The organism is Alphaproteobacteria bacterium, assembly GCA_040905865.1.
Lineage (GTDB): Bacteria > Pseudomonadota > Alphaproteobacteria > UBA8366.
The window spans coordinates 1-23,755 of record JBBDQU010000050.1; the positions used below are offsets into that span (position 1 = coordinate 1).

The following is a 23,755-nucleotide window of genomic DNA, read 5'->3' on the forward strand; positions in this document are numbered from 1 at the left end:
AACATGTCAACGATGTATCCGGTCCAAAATGTCAATGAAGTATCCGGTTGCTCAGGGGGACCCTCCCTTAGTCCGCGGCTTCCCCCATAGTCCTATTCGTACACATCCGTATGGCCGACGGTGATGCGCCACATGTGTCGGCGTAGCGGCGGGTTGAAGCCATGGTAATCATGGGTCGCCAGGTGCTGCACCGCGCAGTTGTCCCAGACCAGCACGTCGCCGACCTGCCAGCGGTGCCGGTAAAGGCGATCCTCGCGGACGATCTGCCGTTGCAGCCGCGCGATCAGCGCCAGCGCTTCGCCATCGTCCATGCCTTCGATCCTGTCGCATTCGCCGTCCGACACATACAGCAGTTTTTTGCCGGTGAAGGGGTGGGTGCGTACCAGGGGGTGGATGACCTTCTCTTTCGCTTCGTATTTGGCGTTGTCTTCTTCTGTCGCTGTGCCGGTTTTGCGGCGGCGGCCCGCTACATCGTGACGCACGCGCAACCCCCGCAGGCTGGCCCTGGTTGCATCGTCCAGCTCGTCATAGGCGGCGACGGCGCTCGCGAAAAGCGTGTCACCCAACACCCTGCCGTCCGCAGTGACCGGGATTTCCCTGGCGTGCAATATCGTCGCCCATGGCGGTTGACGCTCGAAGGATCCGTCGGTATGCCACACGCTGCCCGCATCGGCGTAGCCTATGACCTTGCCGTCTTCCTGAACGTTTGAGATATACAGAATGTCCGGATGCGCCGGCATGGCGTAATGGGTCATGTAAAGCTTCTGGGGTTCGGCGAAACGGTTGCAAAACCCTCTCATCTGCTCCGGCGTCAGGTCCTGGCCGCGAAAGCAGATCACCGAATGCTCGCCGAAGATTTTGACGATCTCGCCGAATTTCCGGTCATCCATCGGGCGGGAAAGGTCAATCCCGCGGACCTCCGCACCCAGAGCCGCGCCGCTGGGGACGACTTCGATATCGGTCGCTGTCTGCATGATGCTTCTCCGCCGGGATGCTGTGGCCGGTATTCTCCATATGGCCGGCTCAAACCTAGCTTGGCTGATCGTTGCTCAAAATCGACTGACTGGCAAGCAGGTGCCGGATCCGGAATTTCGGGCATGGGTATTGAACGTTCAGATTCGTATGGTTAATTGGATCGCCACAGGCGATTCCAACCAACCATGATCCCCCTTTTCCTGACGGTTGCGACCGCCGCGTCAGGTCTTGCGGAAATGCAGGATGCCCCAGGCGAGGTAACCGGAATCGGCGCCTTCGACCCAGCGGTCCAGCCCCTGCAGCATGTTGTCGACATATTCGTGGCCGCTTAGCGTGATGATCTCGTCGTAGCGGCTTTTCAGGTCTTCGCCGACCCGGGTGTAATGGGTGCGCAACTGGTCGAGCATCGGCAGGACCGCGACTTCCTCGAAACCCCGTTCGCCCAGCGCTTTCCGGTAAAAGGCGATGGAGCCCAGTGTTTCCAGGTGGATCCGGTCGAGGATCGGCTGCAACACGCCGGGAGGGCAATCGTCGCTTTGCATCGGGTCGGTGAAGATGAACTGGCCGCCGGGCTTCAGCACGCGGCGGATTTCGTCCAGCACAAGCGGCCGGTCGCCGCTGTGCAGGATGGAGTCCTGTGACCAGACAACGTCGAAGCGCGCGTCTTCCGCCGGGACGTCCTCGAAACTGCCGTGCAGCACATCGATGCGGTCCGTCAGCCCCGCTTCGGCGTTTTTCTCCTCGTTGATGGCGTTCTGGGTCGTGCTCAGGTTCAGGCAGGTGACGCGGCAGCCATGGGTTTCGGCGAGGTAGCGGGCGGAGCCGCCATAGCCGGCGCCAAGATCGATGACATGGCTGTCTGGGCCCAGCCCCGCGATGCGTTCGGCCATGGTCGATACGGTGCGGCGGCTGGCCGGGGCGATGGCCTCATCCGGCGACCGATAGAGGCCGATATGGATATCCTCGCCGCCCCAGACATTGCGGTAGAACGAGTCAGCCGCGCTGCTGTCGTAATACTCCTCGGCCTTTTCGACCGCCTGCGAACGGCTACTCATCGCTGCCGTTTCCCGTGATCATGGCCGGGTTGGTCTTTTCCGCCACATGGATGAAGAAATCGGGATCGTCTTCCTGATAGGTCTCCTGGAAATCGCCATAGGTCTTCACCTTCTGGAAGCCGACCTCGGTGATCAGGCCGCGCAGATAGGCTTTGCGCAGCGGAAACATGTTCAGATGGTACTTGGACCCGTCCGGAAAGGAATAGCAGAACCGGGCCAGGCCATCGTCCATGTGTTCGGGTTCCGCCGTCACCTGGTCGCCGCAGTAATAGTATTTGTGCTTGGAGGAGAAACCGTTGTTCAGGATGCTGTCGTAATTGCGCTGGTCCATGATCAGGATGCCGTCCCAGCGCAGCGCCGCGTAGAATTCGGCCAGCGCGCGCCGCCGGTCCATTTCATCGAAAAGATGGGTGAAGGAATTGCCGAGGCAGATGATCGCGTCGTACTTGCCGTGGATATCCTTGTTCAGCCAGCGCCAGTCGGCATGGACGGTCTGCAACAGCAGTTCGCGCTGCCGGCCGTTCTCGAAAGCCTTGCCAAGCATCTCCGCATTGCCGTCCGCGCTGGTGACATCGAATCCGGCCTTCAGCAACTGGACCGAATGAAACCCGGTGCCGGTGGCGACGTCGAGGACCTTGTGCTTGCCGCGCGCCTTGAGGATATCGATGAAGAACGAGCCTTCGCTTTCCGCGCGGGCGTCCCAATCGATCAGTTCGTCCCATTTCTCGACAAAGGGTTGCACATATTCTGTCTGGTAATGGTCTGTCTCGCGGGTTTCCAGCGGGTTTTCGCCGAAATCCTGGTCATTCATCACGTCAAGGCTCATTTGTATTGCTCCTGATCTCAACTACAGGTCAGCACCGCCCCTGACGGGACGGCAAAAACAGGTTTGCGCCGCCCCGGCGGGACGGCTTGAAAGTCTTCTTCCGAAGACCTGATTGTACGTAACGGCGATACCGAATGAAGATTCCGGGAGCACCGAAACGGTTTTGATGTTTTGGTGGTTTAAAGGAGCCGGGGCCGAAGCCGTGAAAGGTCGGATCCTAAGGGCGCATCCACATTACTGTTATTCGCCCGCCTGCTGTATCTGGCAGGGCTTCCGGACGCGCCTACCACCCGGACGGCATTTTAATTCAGATTGACCGGTATTCCAGCCTGCCACCCATGCGAATAGGCCGACAGGATAGCAAGCATGATGAAATCTATCAACCTGTGCGGCCATTAAATTTTTATTTCCGCCGTTTTGGAGCGATTACGCGCCGCATGCGCCGGTTCCGGTTGCGGGGATGCGCCGGCGCCGATAGGCTGTTCGCCGACGGTGCCTCGCGAGAGGTGAAACGGGAAGCCGGTGCGAATCCGGCGTGGCCCCCGCCACTGTGACAGACTGCGCCATGTCCATACGCCACCGGAAATGCGATACCGGGAAGGCGGGCAGGGAAAAGTCTGGAGCCAGGAGACCGGCCGTCGCCGGATGAACTGTAATGACGAAGGGCGGCGGGCCCTCAAAGGAGCGACAATGCGGAAACTCACGGTATTTGCAACGACCCTGCTGGCGGCGACGCCGGCGCTGGCCCATACAGGGCATGATACGGCATCCAGCTTTACGGCGGGACTGGCCCATCCCTTCGGCGGCATGGATCATGTGCTGGCGATGGTTTCGGTCGGGCTGCTGGCCTGCCTGATGAAGGGCCGTGCCCTGGTGCTGGTGCCGGCGGCCTTCGTGACCATGATGGTTGCGGGCGGGGCAATGGGTATGGCGGGCGTGGCGCTGCCCTATACGGAATTCGGCATTGCGCTGTCGATAGTGGTGATTGGCGGCATGGTCGCGTTCGGCGGTCGCACCCCGGCGCTGGCGGCGCTGGCGGCGGCGGGGCTGTTCGCCACCTTTCACGGCCAGGCGCATGGGCAGGAAATGGCTGCCGGGATGTCCGGGCTGGGCTATGCAACTGGCTTTGTGCTGGCGACGGCGATGCTGCATGGTATCGGAATCGGATCGGGAATCGCTCTGTCCCGGCTCGGTGAGGCATGGGGAACGACACTGGTGCGGGTCAGCGGCGGCGCGGTTGCCGTGGCCGGGATGGCGGTGCTGGCCGCGGCTTCCTGACAGGCGGGTCTTGTCCGGTTCGGCGTTGCGTCGGCCATTGCAAAATGAATGCGGGAGAGGGCCTTGCGGTCCTCTCCCGTTTTCGTATCAGCGCGAAATACCGGTGCGCTTCAGGCGGCGAGCAGCCCCTCGATATTCTCGACCAGGAAGGCGAAACCGATGCCGGCCATGAGCGCGCCGGTCAGCCGCGGCGCGATCGCCGAGGGATCGGCGGCCCGCCATAGCGTCCGGGTCATGGCCATGACGCCCAGCGCGATAGCGTACTGGATGGCGGCAAAGCCGGTAAGATAAGCGGCCAGCGGCGTCGCTTCCGCCCCAAGGATGCTGGCGCCATAGGCCCAGCCGTGGAACAGTCCGGCGATGGCAAACAACGCGACATAACCGCCGGCGGGAAAGCGCCGCCCCGACAGGACCATCGCACCGACTAGTACCACCGAGCCGGTGATGACAATTTCGGCCAGCGGCAGGGCGATTCCGGCAAGCAGCAGGCCACAGCCGGCGAGGGTTGCGGCGACAAAGGCGAGCGGGGTCATGAACCGCTTCGGCGTGAAGGCGGCGGCCAGCCCCATGGCGATGATGAAAGCCAGATGATCGATGCCGATGACCGGATGCGCAAGGCCCGAAACGAAGCCCGTGAACAGCGTTTCCGGAACCTCGCCGCCCATGGCGTGGTGGGCGAGGGCGGGACCGGATGTTCCGGCGGCGGTGGCGAATGCGGATAGAGAGAGGGTCTTTTTCATGGTTTGTCTCCGTGCCGTCACACCCGACGGCGCTACAGGGTTACGTTCGGTGACGGCAGGTTTCCTGGCTCGCGCGTCGTCGCTTTCAGCCCTGCCTTCCCGGAAAATCCAGTGGCGTCGATGGGCCCGGCTCTGCGCTTACAGTTGCGGGGGCAGCTACGGTTTTGGTCCCTGATGGGTACGCCGTACCGTATTCCCTTTTCATCCGCCGTTGCGTTCGCGCCGGCGGAACCGTCCCGGGCATGATAGGACCCGGCGGGGCGCGGTTCAATCGGCGTCAGCCGATCACCTACGGCTATCGCATTTGGCCGATGACGGATCGTGCGAAGTCATTTGACCATCCTGATCGTTTACGTTTTCGTCGGATTGAGATATCGGGCCTTGCGCTTGTGAGGATGTTGAGGGCCAGTTTTCGCAGTGTTGCGAGGTTTTCCGGTCCATGATCCTTTCGGTTCCGGGCGCGATCTTCGTCGAAGACGACGTCGAGCAGCCAGTGCAGCCCGTTTTCGATGGTCCGGTGCGCCCTTGCGGCCTGCAGGTAGTCGGCGGGCGCGAGGGCGCGCGACGAGACGTGATAATGCCGTGTGACGGTGGTCTTTCCGCGATGCTCCACGGTACTCTCGATGATCCCTATTGCGGCCATCCCCGGCAGCAGGGCTGGCTCGGAACAGGCCGATTTCGGGCCGCGCATCCAGCCCAGATCGTGGCTGACCCATGCCCGGCGGGTTTCGATCCGGCCATGATCGGCGTCGGTGGTGGTCGTGCCTGGCAAGCCCGCGAGGATCGCGGGATCGGCGAAATACCTGTCCACCATGTCATGCAGGGCCGGACGGTTGGCCTTCAGCCGCAGGAGGTAATCGCCACCGCGCTCCCGGATCAGGCGGGCGGTTTCCTCCTGGCAGTGCAGGGCGTCGGCCGTGACCAGATGACCCTTCAACTCCAGGCACTCCAGAAGGCTACGGGCCGCCAGTATCTCGCTGTCGCCCTCGGCAGGCCGATAGCCGCGCTGGCCAACCACAAGGCGCGACGCCGACGCGAAGGCCGTCACCACCGCCAGCGGATTGCCTCGCGCGGCATCGTCGAAGGAACGCCGCAGCGTCTTGCCGTCGATGGCGATCACCCCTTCGCCCTTCGCCCCCAACCCCTCCAGAAATCGCCCGAAACACGTCGAAAATGCCTCGGGGTCGAGCAGTCGGAAGACCCGCGAGAACGTGTCGTGGCTCGGAACACCATGCTCCAGACGCAGGAATTCCCGGAACAAATCCTCCCGGTCAACCGCAAAATCCGCAAAATCCGAACAACTCTCCGCACCGCAGACCGTCGCCGTCAGTGCAATCGTCACAAGCTCAAGAAGATCGTGCCGCTTCGCATTGCCGGTGCGAGGGTCACGAAGTGAGGCAAACGCGGTCTCAAACCACAACATAACGAGGCTCCTCTCTGATTGAGCCTCTTACAGAATCCTGTTCGCTCCAAACTGCAATGCTATTTTTCCAAATGCGATTCCCCTAGCCGATCACCTTGCGCAGCAGGTGCTGGCGGTTCGAGGTATAGGGACGAACCATTCCCGGCCAGCGCCCCTGGTCGACCGCGTCGGTCCATTCCTGGCTGACCAGCACGGCCGGGTCCTCGATCTCGTACAGCGCGGTGAACTTGGCGGCGCCGCCGCTGGGTACCTCGACGGGTCGGCCGTCCACGGCGCGGATCAGCGGCTGCAGTTCCATACGCGTGACCTTCACGACGCCCGGCACCTTTGACAGCAACGGCACGTGTTCGGTGTCATACACCTCGTTAAACAGCGCCTCCTTTTCCGGCGCGACATCCATGGAAACGATATAGACGTATCTGGTGGCGATGGGCATGGCGGTTTCTCCCTGTCCGGCCTGAATTTCCCCGTCTTCGGGCATCACGACCCATGATTTGTACTGGTCCAAATCCATGACGATCCGGGTCCCGGACGGGCCGTCAGGGGCGGGGCGGTTCAATCGGCGGCGGCTTCCATCGCCTTCATTTCCTCGCTGTAGGAAATTGTCGTGCGCTGCATCAGCCGCCGGTATTTCGTGGTGTCGTAGGGCGTCGCCCGGTGCACGGCGGCCTGATTGTCCCAGACAATTACGTCACCTTCACGCCATTCATGGCGGTAGGTGTTTTCCGGCCGGGTCGCCCGCGCCAGCAGGTCGTCCAGCAGCGCCCGGCTTTTTGCCCAGGGCCAGCCGACGATTTCCTTGGCATGCACGCCGATCAGCAGAGACTTGCGGCCGGTATTGCGATTGACCCGGACCAGCCGGTGGCGGTTCGGCGGAATTTCGGCGGCTTCCTCGGCCGTATATTCGAAGCCGACGAGCCCACGCGAATAGACGATGTCGTGCTCGACGATCACGTCCTCCAGTTCCGCCTTCTGCGCTTCGGTGAGGCTGTCATAGGCGGCGCGGGTGGAGGCCAGTTCCGTGGCGCCGCCTTCTTCCGGCACCACGCGCGCGGACAGGACCGAACACAGCGACGTCACCTTCTTGAACGTGCTGTCCGCGTGCCACAGCATGTTGGCCTTCTGGTACCACATGCGCCGGTCGTCCGGCGGGATCGGCTCGCCGGTTCTGATGTCGAGATTAGACTGCCGCGCGAAGAATGTACCGGTCGCGGGGTTCGCCTTTTGCGTCGGTTCAAGCGGGCCGAAGCGTTCGCTGAAGGCGATCTGCGTTTCGTCGGTCATCGTCTGGCCCCGGAAGACGAGGATCGAATACGCGTCGAAGGCCGCGCGGATTTCCGCGAAGGCGGCATCGCTTAGCGGCGCGTTGATGTCTACGCCGGTCACTTCGGCGGCAAAGACGGGTGTCAGCGGTTTCACGGTCAGAGGCATCGGTCTCACCCCGGTTCATTCGCAATGCTTACGCAGGGTAAACCTATTCCCGCGAGCCGGGCAATTATCCTTTGCAGCGCCGCCCGTACTGTACAATCAGGTCGATTTTCGTGGCGCCATTGACGGTCAGGCTCTCATTGACGGGGGCGACCGTCGTGATGCGCGTCCGCGCCGGTGCCGTCCCAGACCTGCGCATTGTGGATCAGTATCGGTTTTGTCGTCATTTATGCCCCCAGTCTGCGGTTTTCAGGCAGCATGCGTCCCGCCGGGGCGGCAGGCAAGAATCCCGTCCGGCGGCTTCAATTTGCCGGCGCGTGCCGCTACACTGCCCTCATATCCATTATTGCATCACCAGCAGGGAGAAAAACATGGCCTTACCGGAAATCGGCAGCGTCGCCGCGGCGTTCACGCTGCCCAACCAGGACGGTAAACCCGTCAGCCTTGCGGATTATGCCGGGCGGCATGTGCTGCTCTGGTTCTATCCGCGCGCCTTCGGCAATAATTGAACCAAGCAGGCCAGCGGGTTCCGTGATCGAACCCCCGACTATGCTGCGAAGAACGCCGTCGTGCTGGGCATTACCTTCAGCCCGACCGACGACCTGAAGAAATGGCGCGAGGAGGTCGGTCTGACCGCCGACCTGCTGTGCGATACCGACCGTTCGGTCGCCCTGGCCTATGGCGCGGCGGAAAGCGCCGATCAGGAACGGCCGTCGCGGGTGACCGTCATTGTCGGCCCGGACGGCACGGTGGTGCAGGCTTACGCGGTCGACAACGCCGAGGCCCACCCGGCAGAAGCGCTGGCGCATATCGCCTGACGCCCGGCGACCGCGACGAAAGAAGCCGCGGGTTGCGGGAACGGGCCCGCCACCTCTTGGCGTGTCCGCCTTGCACCGCGTAAGCTGCCTTTCGACACAATCAATCATCCGGGGGAACGATTATGGCGACGACCGATGCGTGGCTGAACCAGGTTCGCGAAGAGATTATCGAGCCGGATCTGCCGATCTGCGATCCGCATCATCATTTCTGGGATTCGAGCATCGATCCGCTGGCAACCTTCCGGGTCGAGCAGGTCGAGCAGCGCTACCTGCTGGACGACCTGCTGAAGGACACGAACAGCGGCCATAACATCCGTTCCACCGTCTATATCGAATGCGGCTCCATGTACCGGGCGAAGGGACCTGAGGAAATGAAGCCGGTCGGCGAGACCGAATTCGTCAACGGCATTTCGGCGATGAGCGCGTCGGGCCAGTATGGCGACACGCGCGCGGCCGCGGCCATCATCGGCTATGCCGACCTGCGCATCGGCGCTGGCGTGGAAAAAGTACTCGAAGCGCATATCGCCGCCGGCGGCGGTCGCTTCCGGGGAATCCGGCTGGGCGGTGGCTGGGATGCCAGCGACGACGTCCGCAATTCGCACCCTAAACCGGCCGAGGACATGTTCCTGGACGCAAAATTCCGCGAAGGGTTTGCGAAGCTGGCGCCGCTCGGCATGAGTTTTGAAGGCTGGTGCTTCCACCCGCAGATCCCGAAACTGACGGATCTGGCGCGCGCGTTTCCGGACACGACCATCATACTCGATCATTTCCTGGGGCCGCTCGGCATCGGTCCCTATGCGGGCAAGCGGGCGGAATATCTGCCGAAATGGAAACAGGACATCGCCGAAATCGCGAAATGCCCCAATGTGCATGCGAAGCTCGGCGGGCTGAACATGAAAATGAACGGCTATGGCTGGGAAAACCGGCCAAAACCGCCGACCAGCCAGGAGCTGGTGGACGAAACCCGGGTCTTCTACGACCATTGCATCGAACAGTTCGGGCCCGATCGCTGCCTGTTCGAATCGAATTTTCCGGTCGACAAGGTCAGCGTCAGTTACCATGTGTTGTGGAACGCCTTCAAACGCATTGCCTCGGGCTGTTCCGCCGACGAAAAGGCGAAGCTGTTTCACGACACGGCGGTGCGGGTCTACCGGATCGAATACTGAGAATTGCGCCGGTAGCAAGGTGATTGCCGCCAGGTGGCGTGTTGTGCCAAGCTTGGCGTTACATCCAGTCCATTTATCTTTTCTGCCCCCGGGGGAGCCAGCCATGCCCGATACCACGTTAGACGCCACATCCGCACCCGTTACAGACATTGCGTTCCTGCAAGGGGTCAAGGTGATCGATTTCACGCAGTTCGAGGCGGGCCCGTCCTGTACCGAAGTCCTGGCATGGATGGGCGCCGAAGTCGTCAAGATCGAGAATCCGAGCCGGGGCGATCCCGGCCGCCGAATGAAACCGGACCTGACGGACGACGATCCGTATTATTTCCACGTGCTCAACGCCAACAAGAAGTCGATCACCGTCAATCTGAAATCGGAAAGCGGTCTTCAGATTGTCAAGGACCTGTTGCGTGAAGCCGATGTCATGACGGAAAATTTCGCGCCCGGTGCGATCGAACGGCTGGGACTTGGCTATGACGAAGTAAGGAAAATCAATCCTGGCATCATATATGCGCAGATCAAGGGCTTCGGCGAAGGCAGCCCTTTCGAAAAGAATCTCGCATTCGACATGATCGCGCAGGCCTGCGGCGGCACGTTCAGCACGACCGGCGAAGCCGACGGCCCGCCGACCCGTCCCGGCTTCACGCTTGGCGACACGGGAACCGGAATGCTGATGTCCAACACCATCCTCGCCGCGCTGTACAGGAAACAGCAGACCGGCGAGGGGCACCGGCTTCAGGTGGCGATGCAGGATGCGATGCTGCAATACATGCGCGTCAACTTCGCGACCCAGGGCAAGACCGGCAAGGCGGCTGCGCGCGGCGGCAGCAAGGTTCCCGGCATCAACCTTTCGCCAATGGGGCTGTATCCCTGCGCACCCGGCGGTTCCAACGATTATGTCTACATCATGACCAGCCGCGCCAACCCCGCGCATTGGGACAACCTGCTGAAAGTGGTGGGGCGCGAGGACCTTATCGGCGACGAACGATATGCAACGCACGATTTGCGTCATGCCCGCGAGAAGGAGGTGGACGAGATCGTCGCCGCCTGGACCCGCACCCGCACCAAGCTGGAGGCGATGCAGGAGGTCGGCGCGGCCGGTATCCCCGTGGGCGCCGTGCTCGATACCATGGAACTGCAGAATGATGCGACATTCGAGCGGCGTGGAATCATGCAGACCATGGTTCATCCGGAACACAGGCCCTTCAAGATGCCGGCCTGGCCGGTGCGCGTGGACGGCAAGGTCGGCCGGGTGACGTCCTCGCCGGTGCTGGGCGAGCATACCGAGCAGGTGCTGAGCGACTGGCTGGGCCTGAACGATGCGGCGGTTGCGGCATTGAAGTCGGACGGCGCGGTCGGCGCGAAGGGGTAGGCGCCGCGGCCCGGTTCCGACCCAAATATTCGGCGGTGAAGCCGGAATGCGTTTCACGACCGTTGAATTGGCGGCGGGACGGGTCCGATGACTGACGACGCGGCGCAGTTTACCTGCACGGGGTGCGGCAAGTGCTGCCTGGAAGGGGCGGGGTGGCTGCCGCTGGCCGAGGCGGATATCGCCCGCTTCGAGGCGCAGGCCCCCCATGTCCTGAAATACGTCACCTGGCGGGGCGAACCCGGCGCGCGGCGGGGTAGTCTGTCGCGTACCGTGGTGACGGGACGGGAAACCACGCGCTGCCCCTTTGTGCGCAAGCGTTGCGACCGGGGGCAATATTACTGCCGGATCTATGACAGCCGCCCGCAGGTATGCCGCCGCTACCCGACCTCGCGGGACCATGCGCTTTACACCGGATGCGAAGGCTACGATGTTCCGGGGGGCGCAGACCGCTGAAACCGCCGCTCCGGACCGCTACGGCACCCCACTTCCCATGACCGTATCGGTTGTGCCAAGCTTCGCCCAACAGCATATCATTTCACGATGCCAGAAAATTGGAGGTAACCGCCATGCCCGATACCACAGCCGACCCGATCGCGAATATCGCAGAGTTCAACTTCCTGGACGGCGTAAAGGTCGTCGACTTCACCCAGTTCGAGGCAGGCACCACCTGCACCGAGGCGCTCGCCTGGTGCGGCGCCGATGTCGTCAAGATCGAAAACCCGAAGCTGGGCGATCCCGGACGCCGCCTGCGCCCCGGCCAGCCGGACGACGATCCCTATTATTTCCACGTCTTCAACGCCAACAAGAAGTCCATCGCCGTCAACATGAAGTCTGACACGGGGCTCAACCTCGTCAAGGACATGATCCGCGGCGCCGACGTGATGGTGGAAAACTTCGCCCCCGGCACCATCGAGCGCCTGGGTCTGTCTTACGACGTGGTGAAGGAAATCAATCCCGGCATCATCTACGCCCAGATCAAGGGCTTCGGGGAGGGCAGCCCGTACGAGAAGAACCTGTCCTTCGACATGATCGCCCAGGCCGCCGGCGGCACCTTCAGCGTCACCGGCGAACCGGACGGTCCGCCGATGCGCCCCGGCATTTCCATTGGTGACACGGGCACCGGCATGGTGATGGCGATGACCATCGCCAGCGCACTGTACCGGCGCCGTGAAACCGGCGAGGGGCATCGTCTGCAGGTCGCCATGCAGGACGCGATCATGCACTACATGCGCACCAATTTCGCGACAACCGGTCGCACGGGAAAACCGGCGGGCCGCGCCGGCAGCAAGATCGCCGGGTCCCAGTCGGCGCCGAAGGGGCTGTTCCCCTGCGCGCCGGGCGGGCCGAACGATTTCGTCTACATATCCACCAGTGCGGCGAACGAGGAGCACTGGAACCGGCTGTTGCGCGTGGTCGGTCGCGAGGACCTGATCGGCAACGAGCGTTACGGCTCGCCGCGCGCCCGCGCCGAGCATGAGCCGGAGGTGGACGAAGTCGTCGCCGCCTGGACGAAGACCAAGACCAAGTTCGAGGCGATGGAACTGATCGGCAAGGAGGGCATCCCCATCGGTCCGGTGCTCGATACGATGGAGCTGAACAACGACGTCACCTTCGAACAGCGCGGCATCATGCAGACCATGATCCATCCGGTGCACAAGCCCTTCAAGATGCCGACCTGGCCGGTCCGCGTGGACGGTCGGCCGACCCGCCTGAAATCCTCGCCGACGTTGGGACAGCACACCGACGACGTGCTGCGCGACTGGTTGAAGCTGGACAGCGGCGCGGTCGAGAAGCTGAAGGCGGACGGCGCGGTGAAGTAGCCGGAACGACGGCGCGACGGCGCTGCGCCGTCGCGCCGGTACCTGCAATGGGGCAGGGAAGCGGGAGTAGATAGAGCATGGCGGTACCGCGGCTTGACCACATCGTCGTCGATGTGGCCGGAGACATGGACAGAGGGGAGGCAGCCTACCGGGCGCTCGGCTTCACCTTTACCGAACGCACGACGCACAGCCTGGGGTCGTCCAACCATCTGGCGATGTTCGACACGGACTACCTGGAACTGTTGAATCCGGGCAACGGGGCGCGGCCTGACCTGGCCGGTTTCACCGACGGGCTGAACGGGCTGGTTTTTGCCATGGACGATGCCGAGGCGGTGCATGCGGACTTAATGGCGCGGGGAATGCCGGTCGATCCGGTGCAGAATTTCTCCCGCGATGCGAAACTCCCGAATGGAATGGCCGGCACGGCGCGGTTCAACACTGTGCGCCTGCCGCCGCGCAGCGTGTTCGACGGGCGGGTTTATTTCTGCGAACACCTGACGCCGGCGCTGGTCTGGTGCCCGGAACTGCAGAACCATGCCAACGGCGCCCTGACCATTACGCGGGTCGCGCTGGCCTGCGGCATCCCCGATGCGGTGGCGGCATCCTTCGACAAGATGTTTGGCGCGGAGACGGTTGCGCGCGCCACAGCCGCGGACGCGCCGCACATCCTGCGAGCGGGGCAAGTGGCCGTGGAATTCTGGCCCGCGCCGGCGCTGGCCGCGTCGCTCGGCAAGGCAATGCCGGATACGACGGGGCGCGGCGATATGATGGCGCTGTTCGGGGTTCGGGTGAAGGACATCGCGGCGACGGCGGATTATCTGCGGCGTGCCGGTATCGACACGTTACCGGGACGGGATGGGGCGATCATTGTGCCGCCGGAAGCGGCGCTGAATGTCGCGGTGGAATTCACCGCCTGATACGTTCTGTCTGCAAACAGGCTCGATCCCGCTTTCACGCGTCGATCCAGTAGGTGTCCTCGCGGTAATGCTCGTGGATTGCTGCCTCGTATTTACGATCGATGGGGGCTTTCGGGTCGTATTCCGGACACGATTCGATCGCATCGCGAGTCAGCCTGACCTGGATTACGCGGTCCGACCAATCGATCCCTGTGCACCAGGACGGCGCAATAAGCACCTTGCGGCCGGACAGCCAGTTCCCAGTTTCGATCACCAGATAGCGGATCGTCCAACTGCTGTCACTGAAAACGACATCGTAGACGGCGCCGAGTTCTCCATCCGCGACCGAAAGGCCGTACCCTTCGATCTCGGCAACGCTACGGAGGTTCGGATTGGCGTTCTCCGGCGCCGGGGCGGGCTGCCCCGAAGACGCGGACTCCGGCGGTGCGAAGGGTGGAATCATCGGCGGTGCAACCACACCCGCCGCCGCGAGGTCCCAGTAGGCCGGCCAGCCGAAGCGGCGGCTCATTTCCTTTTCCATCCGGCGGGAAACGGGCAGGTCGCTCGACATATCCGGCGATTCGGTGACCTGTTGCCTGGTGAGGTTGAGCTGTAGGTCTGCATTGTCGATATCGACCTTTGAAATCGCGGCTGGTGCGATCAGAACCTTCCGGCCCGGCAACCATTTTCCCGTGTCGACGACGAAATAACGCAGTGACCAGGACCGGTCGTCGAAATACTGGTCATAGACGTCGCCGATGGATCCGTCCGTCGCCAGGATATCGCATTGCTGAAGGAATGAGGCCTTGTAGAGCATGATCGGGTCTCCTTTCCATTCTTGTAGGCATGATATTGCCGCTGTGTCGCCGGGTCTGCCAAGGGGACGAGTCAGTCTTTTTCGTAGCGGAAGCCGAGCCGGACATAGACCTGATAATGCGCCACCGCGCCGTCGACGATATGGCCGCGGGTGGCGCCGATTTCGAACCATTCCACATTGCGCAGGGTTTTCGAGGCGGTTGCGACGGCGTTCTTGATCGCGTCCTCGACCGAAGTCTGCGAAGAGCCAACCACTTCGGTTACAGCGTATACATTGTCATCCATCTTGTTTTGCTCCTTTGCTGTGGCGCAGGCCATTGGCTTGCGGCGGGTGTTACAACGAATTAACGTGGATCGCGGCGGATTGTTTCATGACCGGCGCGGGGTCTGAATGGAACAAATCGTTTGTCGCAACGTTTGTACCTTTTCGTAATGCGCCGCAGCCTTCCCGCGGATGCGGTGCGGCTTTCAACCCGAAGAAGGAGACGAAAGCATGACAGAAGAGACAAAACCCGAATCCACTCCTACCCGTAAATCCGGCGAGGAAGCGCGGCAGGGACGACCCGGTCGTCCGGTCCTGGCCGTTCTTATAGCAGGCACCGTGCTGGGGCTTGTCGCCCTGCTCGTCGTTTATCTGCTGGTCGATAATCCGGTCTGACCTGTCGGGACGTTAACGCGCCCCAGCGTGGCGGGGGTTGCGGTATCGGCGGCGGCATGGAAGCATTCCCATTCATTGAGCGCGAACGGCAAAGGGAGGCATGCCATGGATGTCGGCATGATGATGATCTTTACCAATTATGGCTGGGACAACTGCCCCGACCGCCATGTGTGGGAGGAGGAATTGCGGCTGGCGCGGATCGCTGCCGATTCCGGGTTCGACTGCCTGTGGTCGGCGGAGCATCACTTCAACGATTATTCCTTTGTCCCCGACAACATGCATCTGATGGCGCATCTGACGGCGCTGCATCCGGATATCGATGTGGGAACGGCGGCGGTGATCCTGCCCTGGCATGACCCGCTAAGGGTCGCCGAGAACGCCGCCGTGCTCGACCTGCTGAGCAGGGGGCGGCTGCGCCTCGGCATGGGGCGCGGGCTGGCGCGGCGCGAATTCGAGGCCTTCCGCATCAACATGGACGAATCGCGCGGGCGCTTCGACGAGGCGTCGGCGATGGTCGTCAACGCGCTGAACACCGGGTTTATCGAAGGCGACGGCAAATTCTACAAGCAGCCGCGCACGGAAATCCGGCCGCGGCCGGAATATGCCTTCGACGGACGCATCTACGCCGTCGCCTCCAGTGAGGATTCCATCGATTCCGCGGCGAAGCTGGGCGCACATATGGTGATGTTCGCCGACCGGCCGTGGGAACTGCGCAAGCCGGGGATCGAGAAGGGCAGGGAACTGCATCGCAAGTATCACGGCACCGAGCCGCCCTGCGCAATGCTGACCGACTTCTGCGTCTGCGGCACCGACCTTGCCGCGACGGAGGACGAGGCGCGCCGCTACCAGGGCAAGTTCGTGGAGAGCAATTTCTACCACTATGAGTTCCTCGGCGACCACTTCAAGACCGTGAAGGGGTACGATTCCTACCAGCAGAAGGCGGAAATCGCCCGCTCCGCCGGGCTCGAAGGCGCGGTGAACGGCTTCATGCAGGCCGCGAGCTGGGGTACGCCGGACAAGGTCCTGCGCGGGCTGGAGGCGCGCCGCGAACTGCTGGGCGAATTCGAACTGAATGTCGCCTTCCGCTTCGGCGGCACCCCCTACGCGGTGGCCGAACGGGGCCTGAAGCTGTTCGCGAAGGAGGTGCTGCCGGTGCTGCAGTCCTGGGGTCCGGCAACAACCGCGACGGCGGCGGACTGACGCTGCTATTCCACCAGCGGCAGGCCTTCCTCGCGCCGGATATCGTTGATCACTTCCTTCACGCGCTGGCGCAGCGGGGCGTATTGCACGCCGAATTCCTCGACAACCCTGCTGTTGTCGATCAGGAAATTGCCGGAAACATCGCGGCCGCCGGAGTCGCTCTCGAAGCGGATATCCGCATCCGGCAGGAATTCCTTTACCAGCGCCGCCAGTTCACCCAGGCTGACAGTGGCGCCGCCGGAATTATAGGTTTCCTGTTTCGGGCTGTCTGACAACAGCACCCGGGCGAAGACCGCCGCCATGTCTTCCACATGGATGACACAGCGCATGGTGTCGGCATGGCTGAAGCTGACCGGCTTGCCCCGCGCCGGCTGGCACATGCAGTTCACATGATCGATGGAGCCGAACTTCTTGTCCGGCCCGGTCACGTTGGCCGGGCGGATGCAGGTGATCGTCATGCCGTAGCTGCGCCGGTAGTCATGCGCCTGCCATTCATTGATGATCTTGTTGACGGCGTATTGCGTGGTGCCGTGGCGTTCGTCGCTTTCGTCCACCAGGCGTTCGCCGAATTTGGACTGCTGGCCGCTGACCGCCACGGAACTGGCGAAGACCGTGTGCTTCATGGCGGTGCGCCGCGCCGCCTCGAAAACGTTGTCCATGCCCTGGATATCCAGCTTGAAGGCGACATGGGGTTCCAGTTCGCCGATGAAATAGGACAGGTTGACGACCCGGTCCGCGCCGGATTCGATCATCGCGCCGATGACGTCATCGAACGCCGTGACGTCGCCGCGCACGACCTTTACCTTGTCGCCGAACTTCTCGAAGGCCGCGCCGGCGGTGCGGACATCGATATCCATTACGGTGACGGTCTGGTTTTCGGCAACGAGCAACGGAATGAGGCGGCGGCCGATAAACCCGGCGCCCCCGATCGCCAATATGGACATGTGTTCCCCCCTGAATGTACAGCCGGTATCCCCGCCGGCGCCGAAGGCTAGCATGCCGGAACCCTCCGCGTAATAGGGCGGATCCGGCGTTCAACCGAATTGGGCCAGCAACAATATTTTGGTGGATGCCTTGTAACGCCCCTGCGGCGGGGCCAGTTTTATGCGGTTAATTGATCCGTGCGAATAAAGCGTCTCGACGATGCTATCGTACCGGAACCTGCGCCAGCCGCAATGGACGCGTCCGCGTCGATGGGCCCGCATCTGCCGGAGTCATCGTGACGCCATTCCAGGACAATCCATTGTCAGCCAGGAGCCTGTCATGAGCAAAGGTCAGCAGAAAAGTAACCGGGAAGCCAAGAAGCCGAAGAAGGAAAAGCCAAAGGTCCTCGCCACAGCGGGCATGGCGTCCACCGCGCCATACAAGCCGAGTCCCGGCGCGGCCCCGAAGCCGAAGCGGTAACCGCCGCCGCGCGCTGACTGGCGGCGCAGGGGGTACGGATGGCAGGCGCGTTTTGCGCGCAACCGTGCCCCCGCCCGGCCCGGCGTTCCCCGCAGATTCCCGCCACCATTCACGTAAGGACTGCCTCATGAACGCCAGAGTTGTCGCCGCGATTCTCGCCACCGCCGGGTTGCTGGCCACGTTGCCGGTCGGCGCCGAAGTCATCGGCAGGGCCGACACCGCCTTCAAGCTGATCGGCCGGAACCATCAGGTCGTGGTCGAAGCCTTCGATGACCCGAAGGTGAACGGCGTCACCTGTTTCGTCAGCATGGCGCGCAAGGGCGGGGTGAGCGGCACGCTCGGCATTGCCGAGGAAACCTCCGATGCCTCTATCGCCTGCCGGCAGGTGGGTCCCATTGTCTTCGCCGAGGCGATCGAGGATGACGACGAGGGCGAGGAGGTGTTTCAGAAGCGCCAGTCGATCCTGTTCAAGCGGCTCAACGTGATACGGTTTCTCGACCGCAAGCGCAATACGCTGGTCTATATGGCCTACAGCGATAAGCTGATCGACGGCTCGCCGCAGAATTCCGTATCCGCCGTCGCCATGATGCCCTGGGGCGCCACACCGCCAGGCGCGGTGAAGGCGGAATAGATATTTCGGCGGTTGGGGCTGCATCCGGAAAATCCTGTGGTATAATAAGCCCTATGTAGCGCGGCGGTTCCAGGCGGGGTCGAATGAGCGATACAGATACAATCGGGCGGACAAAGGCGGCGCCAAAGACGCAGCGGCCGCGCCTGCACAAGGTGATCCTGGTCAATGACGACTTTACTCCGCGCGAATTCGTCGTGCGGGTCCTTAAGGCCGTGTTCCGGATGACCGAGGAACAGTCCTATCGGGTGATGATGACAGCGCATCAGCGCGGCGTCTGCGTCGTTGCCGTGTTTACGAAAGATGTCGCGGAAAGCAAGGCGACCGAGGCCATCGACATGGGCCGCCGCGCCGGACACCCGCTGATGTTCACGACGGAGCCGGAAGAGTAGGCGAAGACACAGCCGCATTCGCCTTTGGGGGCGGTTTGTCCGGGCAAATCCGCTGAATATCACATTTTTTGCGGGACCTTCCGACGCGGCGAGCGCGTTTGACCGACATATGCCGTCATTCTGGCACTTCTTGTGGCGGGACTGTCGCGGCTGTTTTTTGCGCAAATGGGCGACAGGAGTTGGCAATGTCGGAAAAATCGGCGGATGCGGTGACCGGAACCGGCGCGAAAACCGCAACATTGTACCGGATGGTGATGCCGGACCATCTCTGCCCTTACGGGCTGAAGTCGAAGGATCTTCTGGAGCGGAAGGGATTTGAGGTCGACGACCGCCATCTGACCACACGCGGGGAAACCGAGGATTTCATGGCGGCGCATGGCGTGGACACGACCCCGCAGACCTTTATCGCCGGAGAGCGCATCGGCGGCCATGACGACTTGCGGGTGTATTTCGGCGAGGCCGTACCGGAAGAAGGCGATACGACCTACCAGCCGGTCATCGCCGTGTTCGCGATGGCGGCGCTGATGGCCCTGGCGGCAAGCTGGGCCGCGTACGGCACGGTGCTGACCCTGCGGGCCGCGGAATGGTTTGTCGCCTTCAGCATGTGCATCCTCGCGATCCAGAAACTGCGCGATCTCGAAAGTTTCTCGACGATGTTCCTGAACTATGACCTGCTGGCCCGGCGCTGGGTGCGATATGTCTATATTTACCCCGTCGGCGAAGCCATGGCGGGTGTTCTGATGATCGCCGGCGCGCTGGTCTGGCTTGCGGCGCCCGTTGCCGTGTTTATAGGCGCTGTCGGCGCGGTTTCGGTCGTCAAGGCGGTCTATATCGACCGGCGCGAACTCAAATGCGCCTGCGTCGGCGGCGACACGAACGTGCCGCTGGGCGCAATCTCCCTGACGGAGAATTTGATGATGATTGTCATGGGCATCTGGATGGCGACGAAGGCGCTCATGCCGTAATCGCGGCCTGCGGGCAACTATCAGGCCGCGCCCCTGCGCTCCGCGATGGTCAGCAGGCGCCGCGCCGCCTTGACGACAGCGGCGTTGACCAGTTTCCCGTCCAGCCTCGTATTGCCCACGGTATCGGCGGCCGCGGCGTCCAGCACGCGTTGCGCCTGGGCGATGGCCGCTGCGCCCGGCGTGAATCCGGCATGGATATGGGGGATCTGGTCGGCGTGGTAGGAAGCCTTTCCGGTGAAGCCCATTGCGGCCACCCGTTCGACCTCTGCGATCAGTCCGGTTTCGTCTTCAGGGTCGTAGAACGCGCCGTCCATGGCCTCGACCCCCGCGTCGGCGGCGGCCGCAACGACGCGGCCGCGCGCATAGGCCAACGCATCCCAGCCCCGGTCCGAACCCAGGTCGCCGGACAGGTCGTCGGCGCCCAGCAGCAGCCCCGCCACCTGCGGCGCGGCGCCGGCGATGGCCGCGGCGATTTCCAGCCCGCGCGGCGACTCGATGATCAGGATCAGTTCGATGTCCGGATGGGCGGCGCAGGCGATCCCCGTGACCCAGCGCACTTCCTCCGGCGATTCCACCTTCGGGAGCAGCAGCCCGTCCGGCGGCGTTGCCCAGTCGAGCAGCGCCAGCAGATCGCGCAGCCCGTCCGGGGTACGCGGATTGTTGATCCGCAGGTATTTCAGCATCGGGCGCTTCGGATCGCGGGTGAAGACAGGACCAATCCCGGTGCGGGCCTCGGCCCTGCGGTCCGGCGCCGTGCCGTCCTCAAGGTCGAAGGCCAGGATATCCGGCCCGGCGGCCAGTCCGTCATCCCAGCGTTCCGGCTGCAGGGCGGAGAACAGCATCAGGCTGCGGCGATTGGCGCTGCGCGGCGGCATGCGCCTACGCCGCCCTGTGCATGTCGATCCGCTGGCCGCGCACCGTGGTGCGGATGAAACGGCGGCGCTGGTCGCGCGGGTAGTCAAGCCGCCCGCAATGCATCACGCCGCCCCGGTTTTCCCACATGATCGTGTCGCCGATCCGCCATTCCTGCTCCCAGCGGAATTCCGGCCGGTCCAGCGCGTCGAACAGTTCCTCCAGCAGGGCATCGCTTTCCGCCTCCGGGATGCCGGCGATACGCACCGTCATCAGCGGGTTGACGTAGATGGCGGGTCGCCCTGTGAGGGGATGGGCGCAGATCACCGGATGACTGACCGTCGTGCTCTCGCGGCCCTGCTGGTCCAGGCTGCTGGCGGCGACATTGGTCATCTTGTTGCGCGTGTTGTTGCCATAGGAGAACTCCGCCATCAGCCCGGCGAGCCGCCGCTTCGTGGACTCGCTCAGTGATTCATAGGCCCTTGTGGCGTCGCTGAAACAGGTATTGCCGCCGTGGTCGGGCAGTTCGACCGCATGCAGCAGGGTCGCCTTGGCCGGAACCGGGTCATAGGACAGGTCGGAATGCCAGCCGTCGCGCAGGTTTTCCATCGCCCCGCGCGAGGCGGCGGCGAGATTGAACTTGCCGCTGTCGTCGTAATTGCGCATTTCCACCACATTGGGGTCTTCGGGATGCTGGAACTTGCGCTGCACATGCGGCTGTAATTCGCCGAACTGGCGGGAAAACGCGGCGAGCTGGCGCACATCCATGGGCGTGTCTCGGAACCGCAATACCCGATGATTCAGAAACGCCTGCTCGACCGCCGCCAGGTCGGCCGCGTCCATTGGCCGGCGCGTGTCCAGGCCGCTGACTTCGGCGCCGAGGAAATCGCTCAGCGGGGTAATGGTGATGGTCAAGACTTCGTTCCTTCCATTTCTACATCCGGCTTCCGGCCGTGCCAGCGTCGCAGTACGAACAGTTCGGAGCGTAACGAGGCGGACGGGCAGGGCGCAAGGGGCGGCAGCGGGCCGTCGCATCATTTCGCAAACTTGTGCAAAGCCAGTCACCTTGCCTGCGCCGACACCGCGACGGAATTATCCGGATACGGAACGGACCTTCGACCCGTCGATCTGACCCGGAACGATCAAATCAGGCAGGCGGGCTGGCACCTTGGGACGTTTACGTCCTATAAACCGACCTGACGTATTCTCCTCTTCCGAAAGGCTCCTCCCATGCGCAACCTCGAACTGCCCGGCCGGTCCCCCGCCCATGCGACCAACGGAATGGCGGCGACCTCGAATTACCTGTCGACCATAACGGCCGTTCGGGTGCTGCAGGAGGGCGGAAATGCGATGGATGCGGCGGTGGCCGCCGTCGCCGTGCAATGTGTCGTCGAGCCGGGCTCGACTGGAATCGGCGGCGACTGCTTCATGCTGATGTCGAAGGGCGGCAGCGCCGATATCAAGGCGTTCAACGGTTCCGGCCGCGCCCCGGCGGCGGCGACGGCGGACTGGTATGTGGAGCGCGGCATCAGGAAAATCGATCGCTACACCCCGCATGCGGTGACCGTGCCCGGCGCGGTGGACGCCTGGTCGCAACTGCTGCGCGACCATGGCACGAAGGGGCTGGACGAACTGCTGCAGCCGGCAATCGACTACGCCCGCAACGGCTATCCGGTGCATTCGCGCGCTTCGGTCGACTGGGAGGACGGGATCACCACCCTGAGTCATAACCCGAATGCCAGGCGGGTCATGCTGCCGGGCGGCAGGCCGCCGAAGGTCGGCACGCTGCATTACCAGCCGGAACTGGCCGATACGCTGGAACTGATCGCCAGGGAGGGCCGCGACGCGTTCTATACGGGCCGCGTCGCGGAAGACATCGTCAATCACCTGCGCGAACTGGGCGGGCTGCACACGCTGGACGATTTCGCGACGGCGCAGGGTGAATATGTCGATCCGGTGAAGACGAATTACCGCGGTTACGATGTGTTTGAATGCCCGCCGAACGGGCAGGGGATCATCGCGCTGGAGATGCTCAACATCCTGTCCGGCTATGATTTGTCGTCGATGGATCCGGTATCGGTCGAACGCTACCACCTGCTGACCGAGGCATCGCGGCTGGCGCTGCGCGACCGCGACGACGTGGTCGCCGATCCGGCAATGGCGCAGGTGCCGGCGGACTGGCTGCTGTCGATGGAGCATGCGGCGGAGCTGCGCGGGCGCATCGCGAATGACCGCGCGATGGTCCCGCCACCACCTGGCAAGGCGCGGGCGCATGCGGATACAGTCTACCTCTGCGTGGTGGACAGGGACCGCAACGCCGTCAGCTTCATCAACTCGCTGTTCAGCGGCTATGGCAGCGGCATCATGAGCCCGAACACCGGCGTCATGCTGCAAAACCGGGGCCAGGGCTTCATCATTGAGCCGGGACACCCCAACTGCATTGCGCCGCGCAAGCGCCCGATGCATACGATCATCCCCGGCATGATGGTCAAGGACGGCCGGGCGGTGATGCCGTTCGGGGTGATGGGCGGGCAGTATCAGGCGGTCGGCCATACGCAACTGCTGACCAACCTGATCGATTTCGGTCTCGATATACAGGAAGCGATCGACCTGCCGCGAGTCTTCGCCAATCCCGGCCAGGATGTGGAAGTGGAAAGCGGCGTGCCGCAGGCGGTCTGCGACGGGCTGACGGCGCTGGGCCATACGCTGAAAGCGCCGCCGAAACCGCATGGCGGCGGCCAGGCGATCATGATCGACTGGGAGGAAGGCGTCCTGACCGGCGGCTCCGACCCGCGCAAGGACGGCGCCGCGTTCGGATACTGACCCGGCTTACGCTGCCGGTTACGGGGGCGGGTACCGGCCGGTTCCGGCGGAGCGGCGCAGGCGCCGGTGAAGCCCGCGGCGGCCAGCAGCGCCGCCACGGAAAGTGACCGGGAATTGCGCACCAATACGTTCATGGCTGTGGCTCCGTGACCGCGCGACCCACCCGCAGCCCAGGGCAACGAATCCAGGTTAACGATCCATGGTTCCGAGGATTGATGCCAGG

At 63.1% G+C, this 23,755-nt stretch carries 26 protein-coding genes and 2 riboswitches; of the genes, 14 read left to right on the forward strand and 12 right to left on the reverse strand.

Annotated features, from left to right (window positions below; translation table 11 throughout):
• Positions 1 to 92: 92 nt before the first annotated feature.
• The 3 genes from WD767_10545 to WD767_10555 all read right to left on the reverse strand — a co-directional run bounded on the left by WD767_10545 (position 93) and on the right by WD767_10555 (position 2,856).
• Positions 93 to 974, reverse strand: coding sequence for a TauD/TfdA family dioxygenase (locus WD767_10545; GenBank protein MEX2616524.1), 882 nt, complete (start codon positions 972 to 974; stop codon positions 93 to 95).
• 222 nt (positions 975 to 1,196) lie between these two features.
• On the reverse strand, positions 1,197 to 2,030 hold the full coding sequence (locus WD767_10550; protein ID MEX2616525.1) for a methyltransferase domain-containing protein: 834 nt from the start codon (positions 2,028 to 2,030) through the stop codon (positions 1,197 to 1,199).
• Positions 2,023 to 2,856, reverse strand: coding sequence for a class I SAM-dependent methyltransferase (locus tag WD767_10555; protein ID MEX2616526.1), 834 nt, complete (start codon positions 2,854 to 2,856; stop codon positions 2,023 to 2,025). Before WD767_10555 ends, WD767_10550 begins: the two co-directional genes overlap by 8 nt.
• Positions 2,857 to 3,329: 473 nt before the next feature.
• A riboswitch (cobalamin riboswitch) is annotated at positions 3,330 to 3,511 on the forward strand.
• A 35-nt stretch (positions 3,512 to 3,546) separates the two neighbouring features.
• Here WD767_10555 and WD767_10560 point away from each other — a divergent pair.
• The gene (locus WD767_10560; GenBank protein MEX2616527.1) at positions 3,547 to 4,134 is read left to right on the forward strand and encodes a HupE/UreJ family protein; all 588 of its coding nucleotides are present in this window, start codon (positions 3,547 to 3,549) and stop codon (positions 4,132 to 4,134) included.
• 110 nt (positions 4,135 to 4,244) lie between these two features.
• On the opposite strand, the gene WD767_10565 is transcribed toward WD767_10560, so the two are convergent.
• The 4 genes from WD767_10565 to WD767_10580 all read right to left on the reverse strand — a co-directional run bounded on the left by WD767_10565 (position 4,245) and on the right by WD767_10580 (position 7,728).
• On the reverse strand, positions 4,245 to 4,874 hold the full coding sequence (locus WD767_10565; protein ID MEX2616528.1) for a HupE/UreJ family protein: 630 nt from the start codon (positions 4,872 to 4,874) through the stop codon (positions 4,245 to 4,247).
• Between the two features lie 36 nt (positions 4,875 to 4,910).
• Positions 4,911 to 5,125, reverse strand: a riboswitch (cobalamin riboswitch).
• 44 nt (positions 5,126 to 5,169) lie between these two features.
• Positions 5,170 to 6,297 (reverse strand): ISAs1 family transposase, encoded by a 1,128-nt coding sequence (locus WD767_10570; protein MEX2616529.1) that lies wholly within the window; start codon positions 6,295 to 6,297, stop codon positions 5,170 to 5,172.
• A gap of 82 nt (positions 6,298 to 6,379) precedes the next feature.
• Complete coding sequence (locus WD767_10575; GenBank protein ID MEX2616530.1) at positions 6,380 to 6,811, reverse strand: hypothetical protein; 432 nt, start codon at positions 6,809 to 6,811, stop codon at positions 6,380 to 6,382.
• Positions 6,812 to 6,852: 41 nt separating this feature from the next.
• Positions 6,853 to 7,728, reverse strand: coding sequence for a TauD/TfdA family dioxygenase (locus WD767_10580; protein ID MEX2616531.1), 876 nt, complete (start codon positions 7,726 to 7,728; stop codon positions 6,853 to 6,855).
• Positions 7,729 to 8,096: 368 nt separating this feature from the next.
• Here WD767_10580 and WD767_10585 point away from each other — a divergent pair, with 368 nt between their 5' ends.
• The 6 genes from WD767_10585 (at position 8,097) to WD767_10610 (ending at position 13,815) form a co-directional block, all read left to right on the forward strand.
• A complete protein-coding gene (locus tag WD767_10585) occupies positions 8,097 to 8,543 on the forward strand; it encodes a peroxiredoxin (GenBank protein ID MEX2616532.1) in 447 nt (148 codons plus the stop codon).
• A gap of 122 nt (positions 8,544 to 8,665) precedes the next feature.
• Complete coding sequence (locus WD767_10590; GenBank protein MEX2616533.1) at positions 8,666 to 9,709, forward strand: amidohydrolase family protein; 1,044 nt, start codon at positions 8,666 to 8,668, stop codon at positions 9,707 to 9,709.
• Between the two features lie 103 nt (positions 9,710 to 9,812).
• On the forward strand, positions 9,813 to 11,078 hold the full coding sequence (locus WD767_10595; GenBank protein MEX2616534.1) for a CoA transferase: 1,266 nt from the start codon (positions 9,813 to 9,815) through the stop codon (positions 11,076 to 11,078).
• An 87-nt stretch (positions 11,079 to 11,165) separates the two neighbouring features.
• Entirely contained in the window at positions 11,166 to 11,531 is a 366-nt protein-coding gene (locus tag WD767_10600) for a YkgJ family cysteine cluster protein (protein ID MEX2616535.1), read from the forward strand.
• Positions 11,532 to 11,644: 113 nt separating this feature from the next.
• Positions 11,645 to 12,898, forward strand: a complete 1,254-nt coding sequence (locus WD767_10605) for a CoA transferase (protein ID MEX2616536.1) — start codon at positions 11,645 to 11,647, stop codon at positions 12,896 to 12,898.
• A gap of 77 nt (positions 12,899 to 12,975) precedes the next feature.
• Entirely contained in the window at positions 12,976 to 13,815 is an 840-nt protein-coding gene (locus tag WD767_10610; protein MEX2616537.1) for a VOC family protein, read from the forward strand.
• Positions 13,816 to 13,849: 34 nt separating this feature from the next.
• Here the strand turns inward: WD767_10610 and WD767_10615 are convergent, their stop codons facing one another.
• Complete coding sequence (locus tag WD767_10615; GenBank protein ID MEX2616538.1) at positions 13,850 to 14,611, reverse strand: PRC-barrel domain-containing protein; 762 nt, start codon at positions 14,609 to 14,611, stop codon at positions 13,850 to 13,852.
• 71 nt (positions 14,612 to 14,682) lie between these two features.
• Positions 14,683 to 14,895, reverse strand: a complete 213-nt coding sequence (locus WD767_10620) for a dodecin (GenBank protein ID MEX2616539.1) — start codon at positions 14,893 to 14,895, stop codon at positions 14,683 to 14,685.
• A 208-nt stretch (positions 14,896 to 15,103) separates the two neighbouring features.
• On the opposite strand from WD767_10620, the gene WD767_10625 reads away from it, so the two are divergent.
• Both WD767_10625 and WD767_10630 read left to right on the forward strand, forming a co-directional pair.
• Positions 15,104 to 15,268, forward strand: coding sequence for a hypothetical protein (locus WD767_10625; GenBank protein MEX2616540.1), 165 nt, complete (start codon positions 15,104 to 15,106; stop codon positions 15,266 to 15,268).
• Between the two features lie 105 nt (positions 15,269 to 15,373).
• Entirely contained in the window at positions 15,374 to 16,468 is a 1,095-nt protein-coding gene (locus WD767_10630) for an LLM class flavin-dependent oxidoreductase (protein ID MEX2616541.1), read from the forward strand.
• 5 nt (positions 16,469 to 16,473) lie between these two features.
• On the opposite strand, the gene WD767_10635 is transcribed toward WD767_10630, so the two are convergent.
• Positions 16,474 to 17,412, reverse strand: coding sequence for an NAD(P)-dependent oxidoreductase (locus WD767_10635; protein ID MEX2616542.1), 939 nt, complete (start codon positions 17,410 to 17,412; stop codon positions 16,474 to 16,476).
• A 319-nt stretch (positions 17,413 to 17,731) separates the two neighbouring features.
• Here WD767_10635 and WD767_10640 point away from each other — a divergent pair, with 319 nt between their 5' ends.
• From WD767_10640 to WD767_10655, 4 genes are all read left to right on the forward strand, one after another.
• Complete coding sequence (locus WD767_10640) at positions 17,732 to 17,872, forward strand: hypothetical protein (GenBank protein ID MEX2616543.1); 141 nt, start codon at positions 17,732 to 17,734, stop codon at positions 17,870 to 17,872.
• Between the two features lie 127 nt (positions 17,873 to 17,999).
• Positions 18,000 to 18,503, forward strand: coding sequence for a CreA family protein (locus WD767_10645; GenBank protein MEX2616544.1), 504 nt, complete (start codon positions 18,000 to 18,002; stop codon positions 18,501 to 18,503).
• Positions 18,504 to 18,586: 83 nt separating this feature from the next.
• Entirely contained in the window at positions 18,587 to 18,892 is a 306-nt protein-coding gene (gene clpS / locus WD767_10650) for an ATP-dependent Clp protease adapter ClpS (protein ID MEX2616545.1), read from the forward strand.
• Between the two features lie 185 nt (positions 18,893 to 19,077).
• Positions 19,078 to 19,857, forward strand: coding sequence for a glutaredoxin family protein (locus WD767_10655; protein MEX2616546.1), 780 nt, complete (start codon positions 19,078 to 19,080; stop codon positions 19,855 to 19,857).
• Between the two features lie 20 nt (positions 19,858 to 19,877).
• Here the strand turns inward: WD767_10655 and WD767_10660 are convergent, their stop codons facing one another.
• Both WD767_10660 and WD767_10665 read right to left on the reverse strand, forming a co-directional pair.
• On the reverse strand, positions 19,878 to 20,732 hold the full coding sequence (locus WD767_10660; protein ID MEX2616547.1) for a CoA ester lyase: 855 nt from the start codon (positions 20,730 to 20,732) through the stop codon (positions 19,878 to 19,880).
• A gap of 4 nt (positions 20,733 to 20,736) precedes the next feature.
• Positions 20,737 to 21,624, reverse strand: coding sequence for a TauD/TfdA family dioxygenase (locus WD767_10665; protein ID MEX2616548.1), 888 nt, complete (start codon positions 21,622 to 21,624; stop codon positions 20,737 to 20,739).
• A 315-nt stretch (positions 21,625 to 21,939) separates the two neighbouring features.
• Between WD767_10665 and ggt the strand changes: the two genes are divergently transcribed.
• Positions 21,940 to 23,532 (forward strand): gamma-glutamyltransferase, encoded by a 1,593-nt coding sequence (gene ggt / locus WD767_10670; GenBank protein ID MEX2616549.1) that lies wholly within the window; start codon positions 21,940 to 21,942, stop codon positions 23,530 to 23,532.
• Positions 23,533 to 23,755: the final 223 nt, after the last annotated feature.

Excerpts from the sequence above, each read along its gene's own strand:
- WD767_10630 (MEX2616541.1), top strand. The coding sequence starts at position 15,374 with ATGGATGTCGGCATGATGATGATCTTTACCAATTATGGCTGGGACAAC.
- WD767_10655 (MEX2616546.1), top strand. The coding sequence starts at position 19,078 with ATGTCGGAAAAATCGGCGGATGCGGTGACCGGAACCGGCGCGAAAACC.
- WD767_10580 (MEX2616531.1), bottom strand. The coding sequence starts at position 7,728 with ATGCCTCTGACCGTGAAACCGCTGACACCCGTCTTTGCCGCCGAAGTG.
- WD767_10605 (MEX2616536.1), top strand. The coding sequence starts at position 11,645 with ATGCCCGATACCACAGCCGACCCGATCGCGAATATCGCAGAGTTCAAC.
- WD767_10575 (MEX2616530.1), bottom strand. The coding sequence starts at position 6,811 with ATGGATTTGGACCAGTACAAATCATGGGTCGTGATGCCCGAAGACGGG.
- WD767_10590 (MEX2616533.1), top strand. The coding sequence starts at position 8,666 with ATGGCGACGACCGATGCGTGGCTGAACCAGGTTCGCGAAGAGATTATC.
- WD767_10560 (MEX2616527.1), top strand. The coding sequence starts at position 3,547 with ATGCGGAAACTCACGGTATTTGCAACGACCCTGCTGGCGGCGACGCCG.
- WD767_10550 (MEX2616525.1), bottom strand. The coding sequence starts at position 2,030 with ATGAGTAGCCGTTCGCAGGCGGTCGAAAAGGCCGAGGAGTATTACGAC.
- WD767_10595 (MEX2616534.1), top strand. The coding sequence starts at position 9,813 with ATGCCCGATACCACGTTAGACGCCACATCCGCACCCGTTACAGACATT.
- WD767_10570 (MEX2616529.1), bottom strand. The coding sequence starts at position 6,297 with ATGTTGTGGTTTGAGACCGCGTTTGCCTCACTTCGTGACCCTCGCACC.
- WD767_10620 (MEX2616539.1), bottom strand. The coding sequence starts at position 14,895 with ATGGATGACAATGTATACGCTGTAACCGAAGTGGTTGGCTCTTCGCAG.
- WD767_10615 (MEX2616538.1), bottom strand. The coding sequence starts at position 14,611 with ATGCTCTACAAGGCCTCATTCCTTCAGCAATGCGATATCCTGGCGACG.
- WD767_10640 (MEX2616543.1), top strand. The coding sequence starts at position 17,732 with ATGAGCAAAGGTCAGCAGAAAAGTAACCGGGAAGCCAAGAAGCCGAAG.
- clpS (MEX2616545.1), top strand. The coding sequence starts at position 18,587 with ATGAGCGATACAGATACAATCGGGCGGACAAAGGCGGCGCCAAAGACG.
- WD767_10545 (MEX2616524.1), bottom strand. The coding sequence starts at position 974 with ATGCAGACAGCGACCGATATCGAAGTCGTCCCCAGCGGCGCGGCTCTG.
- WD767_10625 (MEX2616540.1), top strand. The coding sequence starts at position 15,104 with ATGACAGAAGAGACAAAACCCGAATCCACTCCTACCCGTAAATCCGGC.
- WD767_10635 (MEX2616542.1), bottom strand. The coding sequence starts at position 17,412 with ATGTCCATATTGGCGATCGGGGGCGCCGGGTTTATCGGCCGCCGCCTC.
- WD767_10610 (MEX2616537.1), top strand. The coding sequence starts at position 12,976 with ATGGCGGTACCGCGGCTTGACCACATCGTCGTCGATGTGGCCGGAGAC.
- WD767_10645 (MEX2616544.1), top strand. The coding sequence starts at position 18,000 with ATGAACGCCAGAGTTGTCGCCGCGATTCTCGCCACCGCCGGGTTGCTG.
- WD767_10565 (MEX2616528.1), bottom strand. The coding sequence starts at position 4,874 with ATGAAAAAGACCCTCTCTCTATCCGCATTCGCCACCGCCGCCGGAACA.
- WD767_10600 (MEX2616535.1), top strand. The coding sequence starts at position 11,166 with ATGACTGACGACGCGGCGCAGTTTACCTGCACGGGGTGCGGCAAGTGC.
- ggt (MEX2616549.1), top strand. The coding sequence starts at position 21,940 with ATGCGCAACCTCGAACTGCCCGGCCGGTCCCCCGCCCATGCGACCAAC.
- WD767_10555 (MEX2616526.1), bottom strand. The coding sequence starts at position 2,856 with ATGAGCCTTGACGTGATGAATGACCAGGATTTCGGCGAAAACCCGCTG.
- WD767_10660 (MEX2616547.1), bottom strand. The coding sequence starts at position 20,732 with ATGCCGCCGCGCAGCGCCAATCGCCGCAGCCTGATGCTGTTCTCCGCC.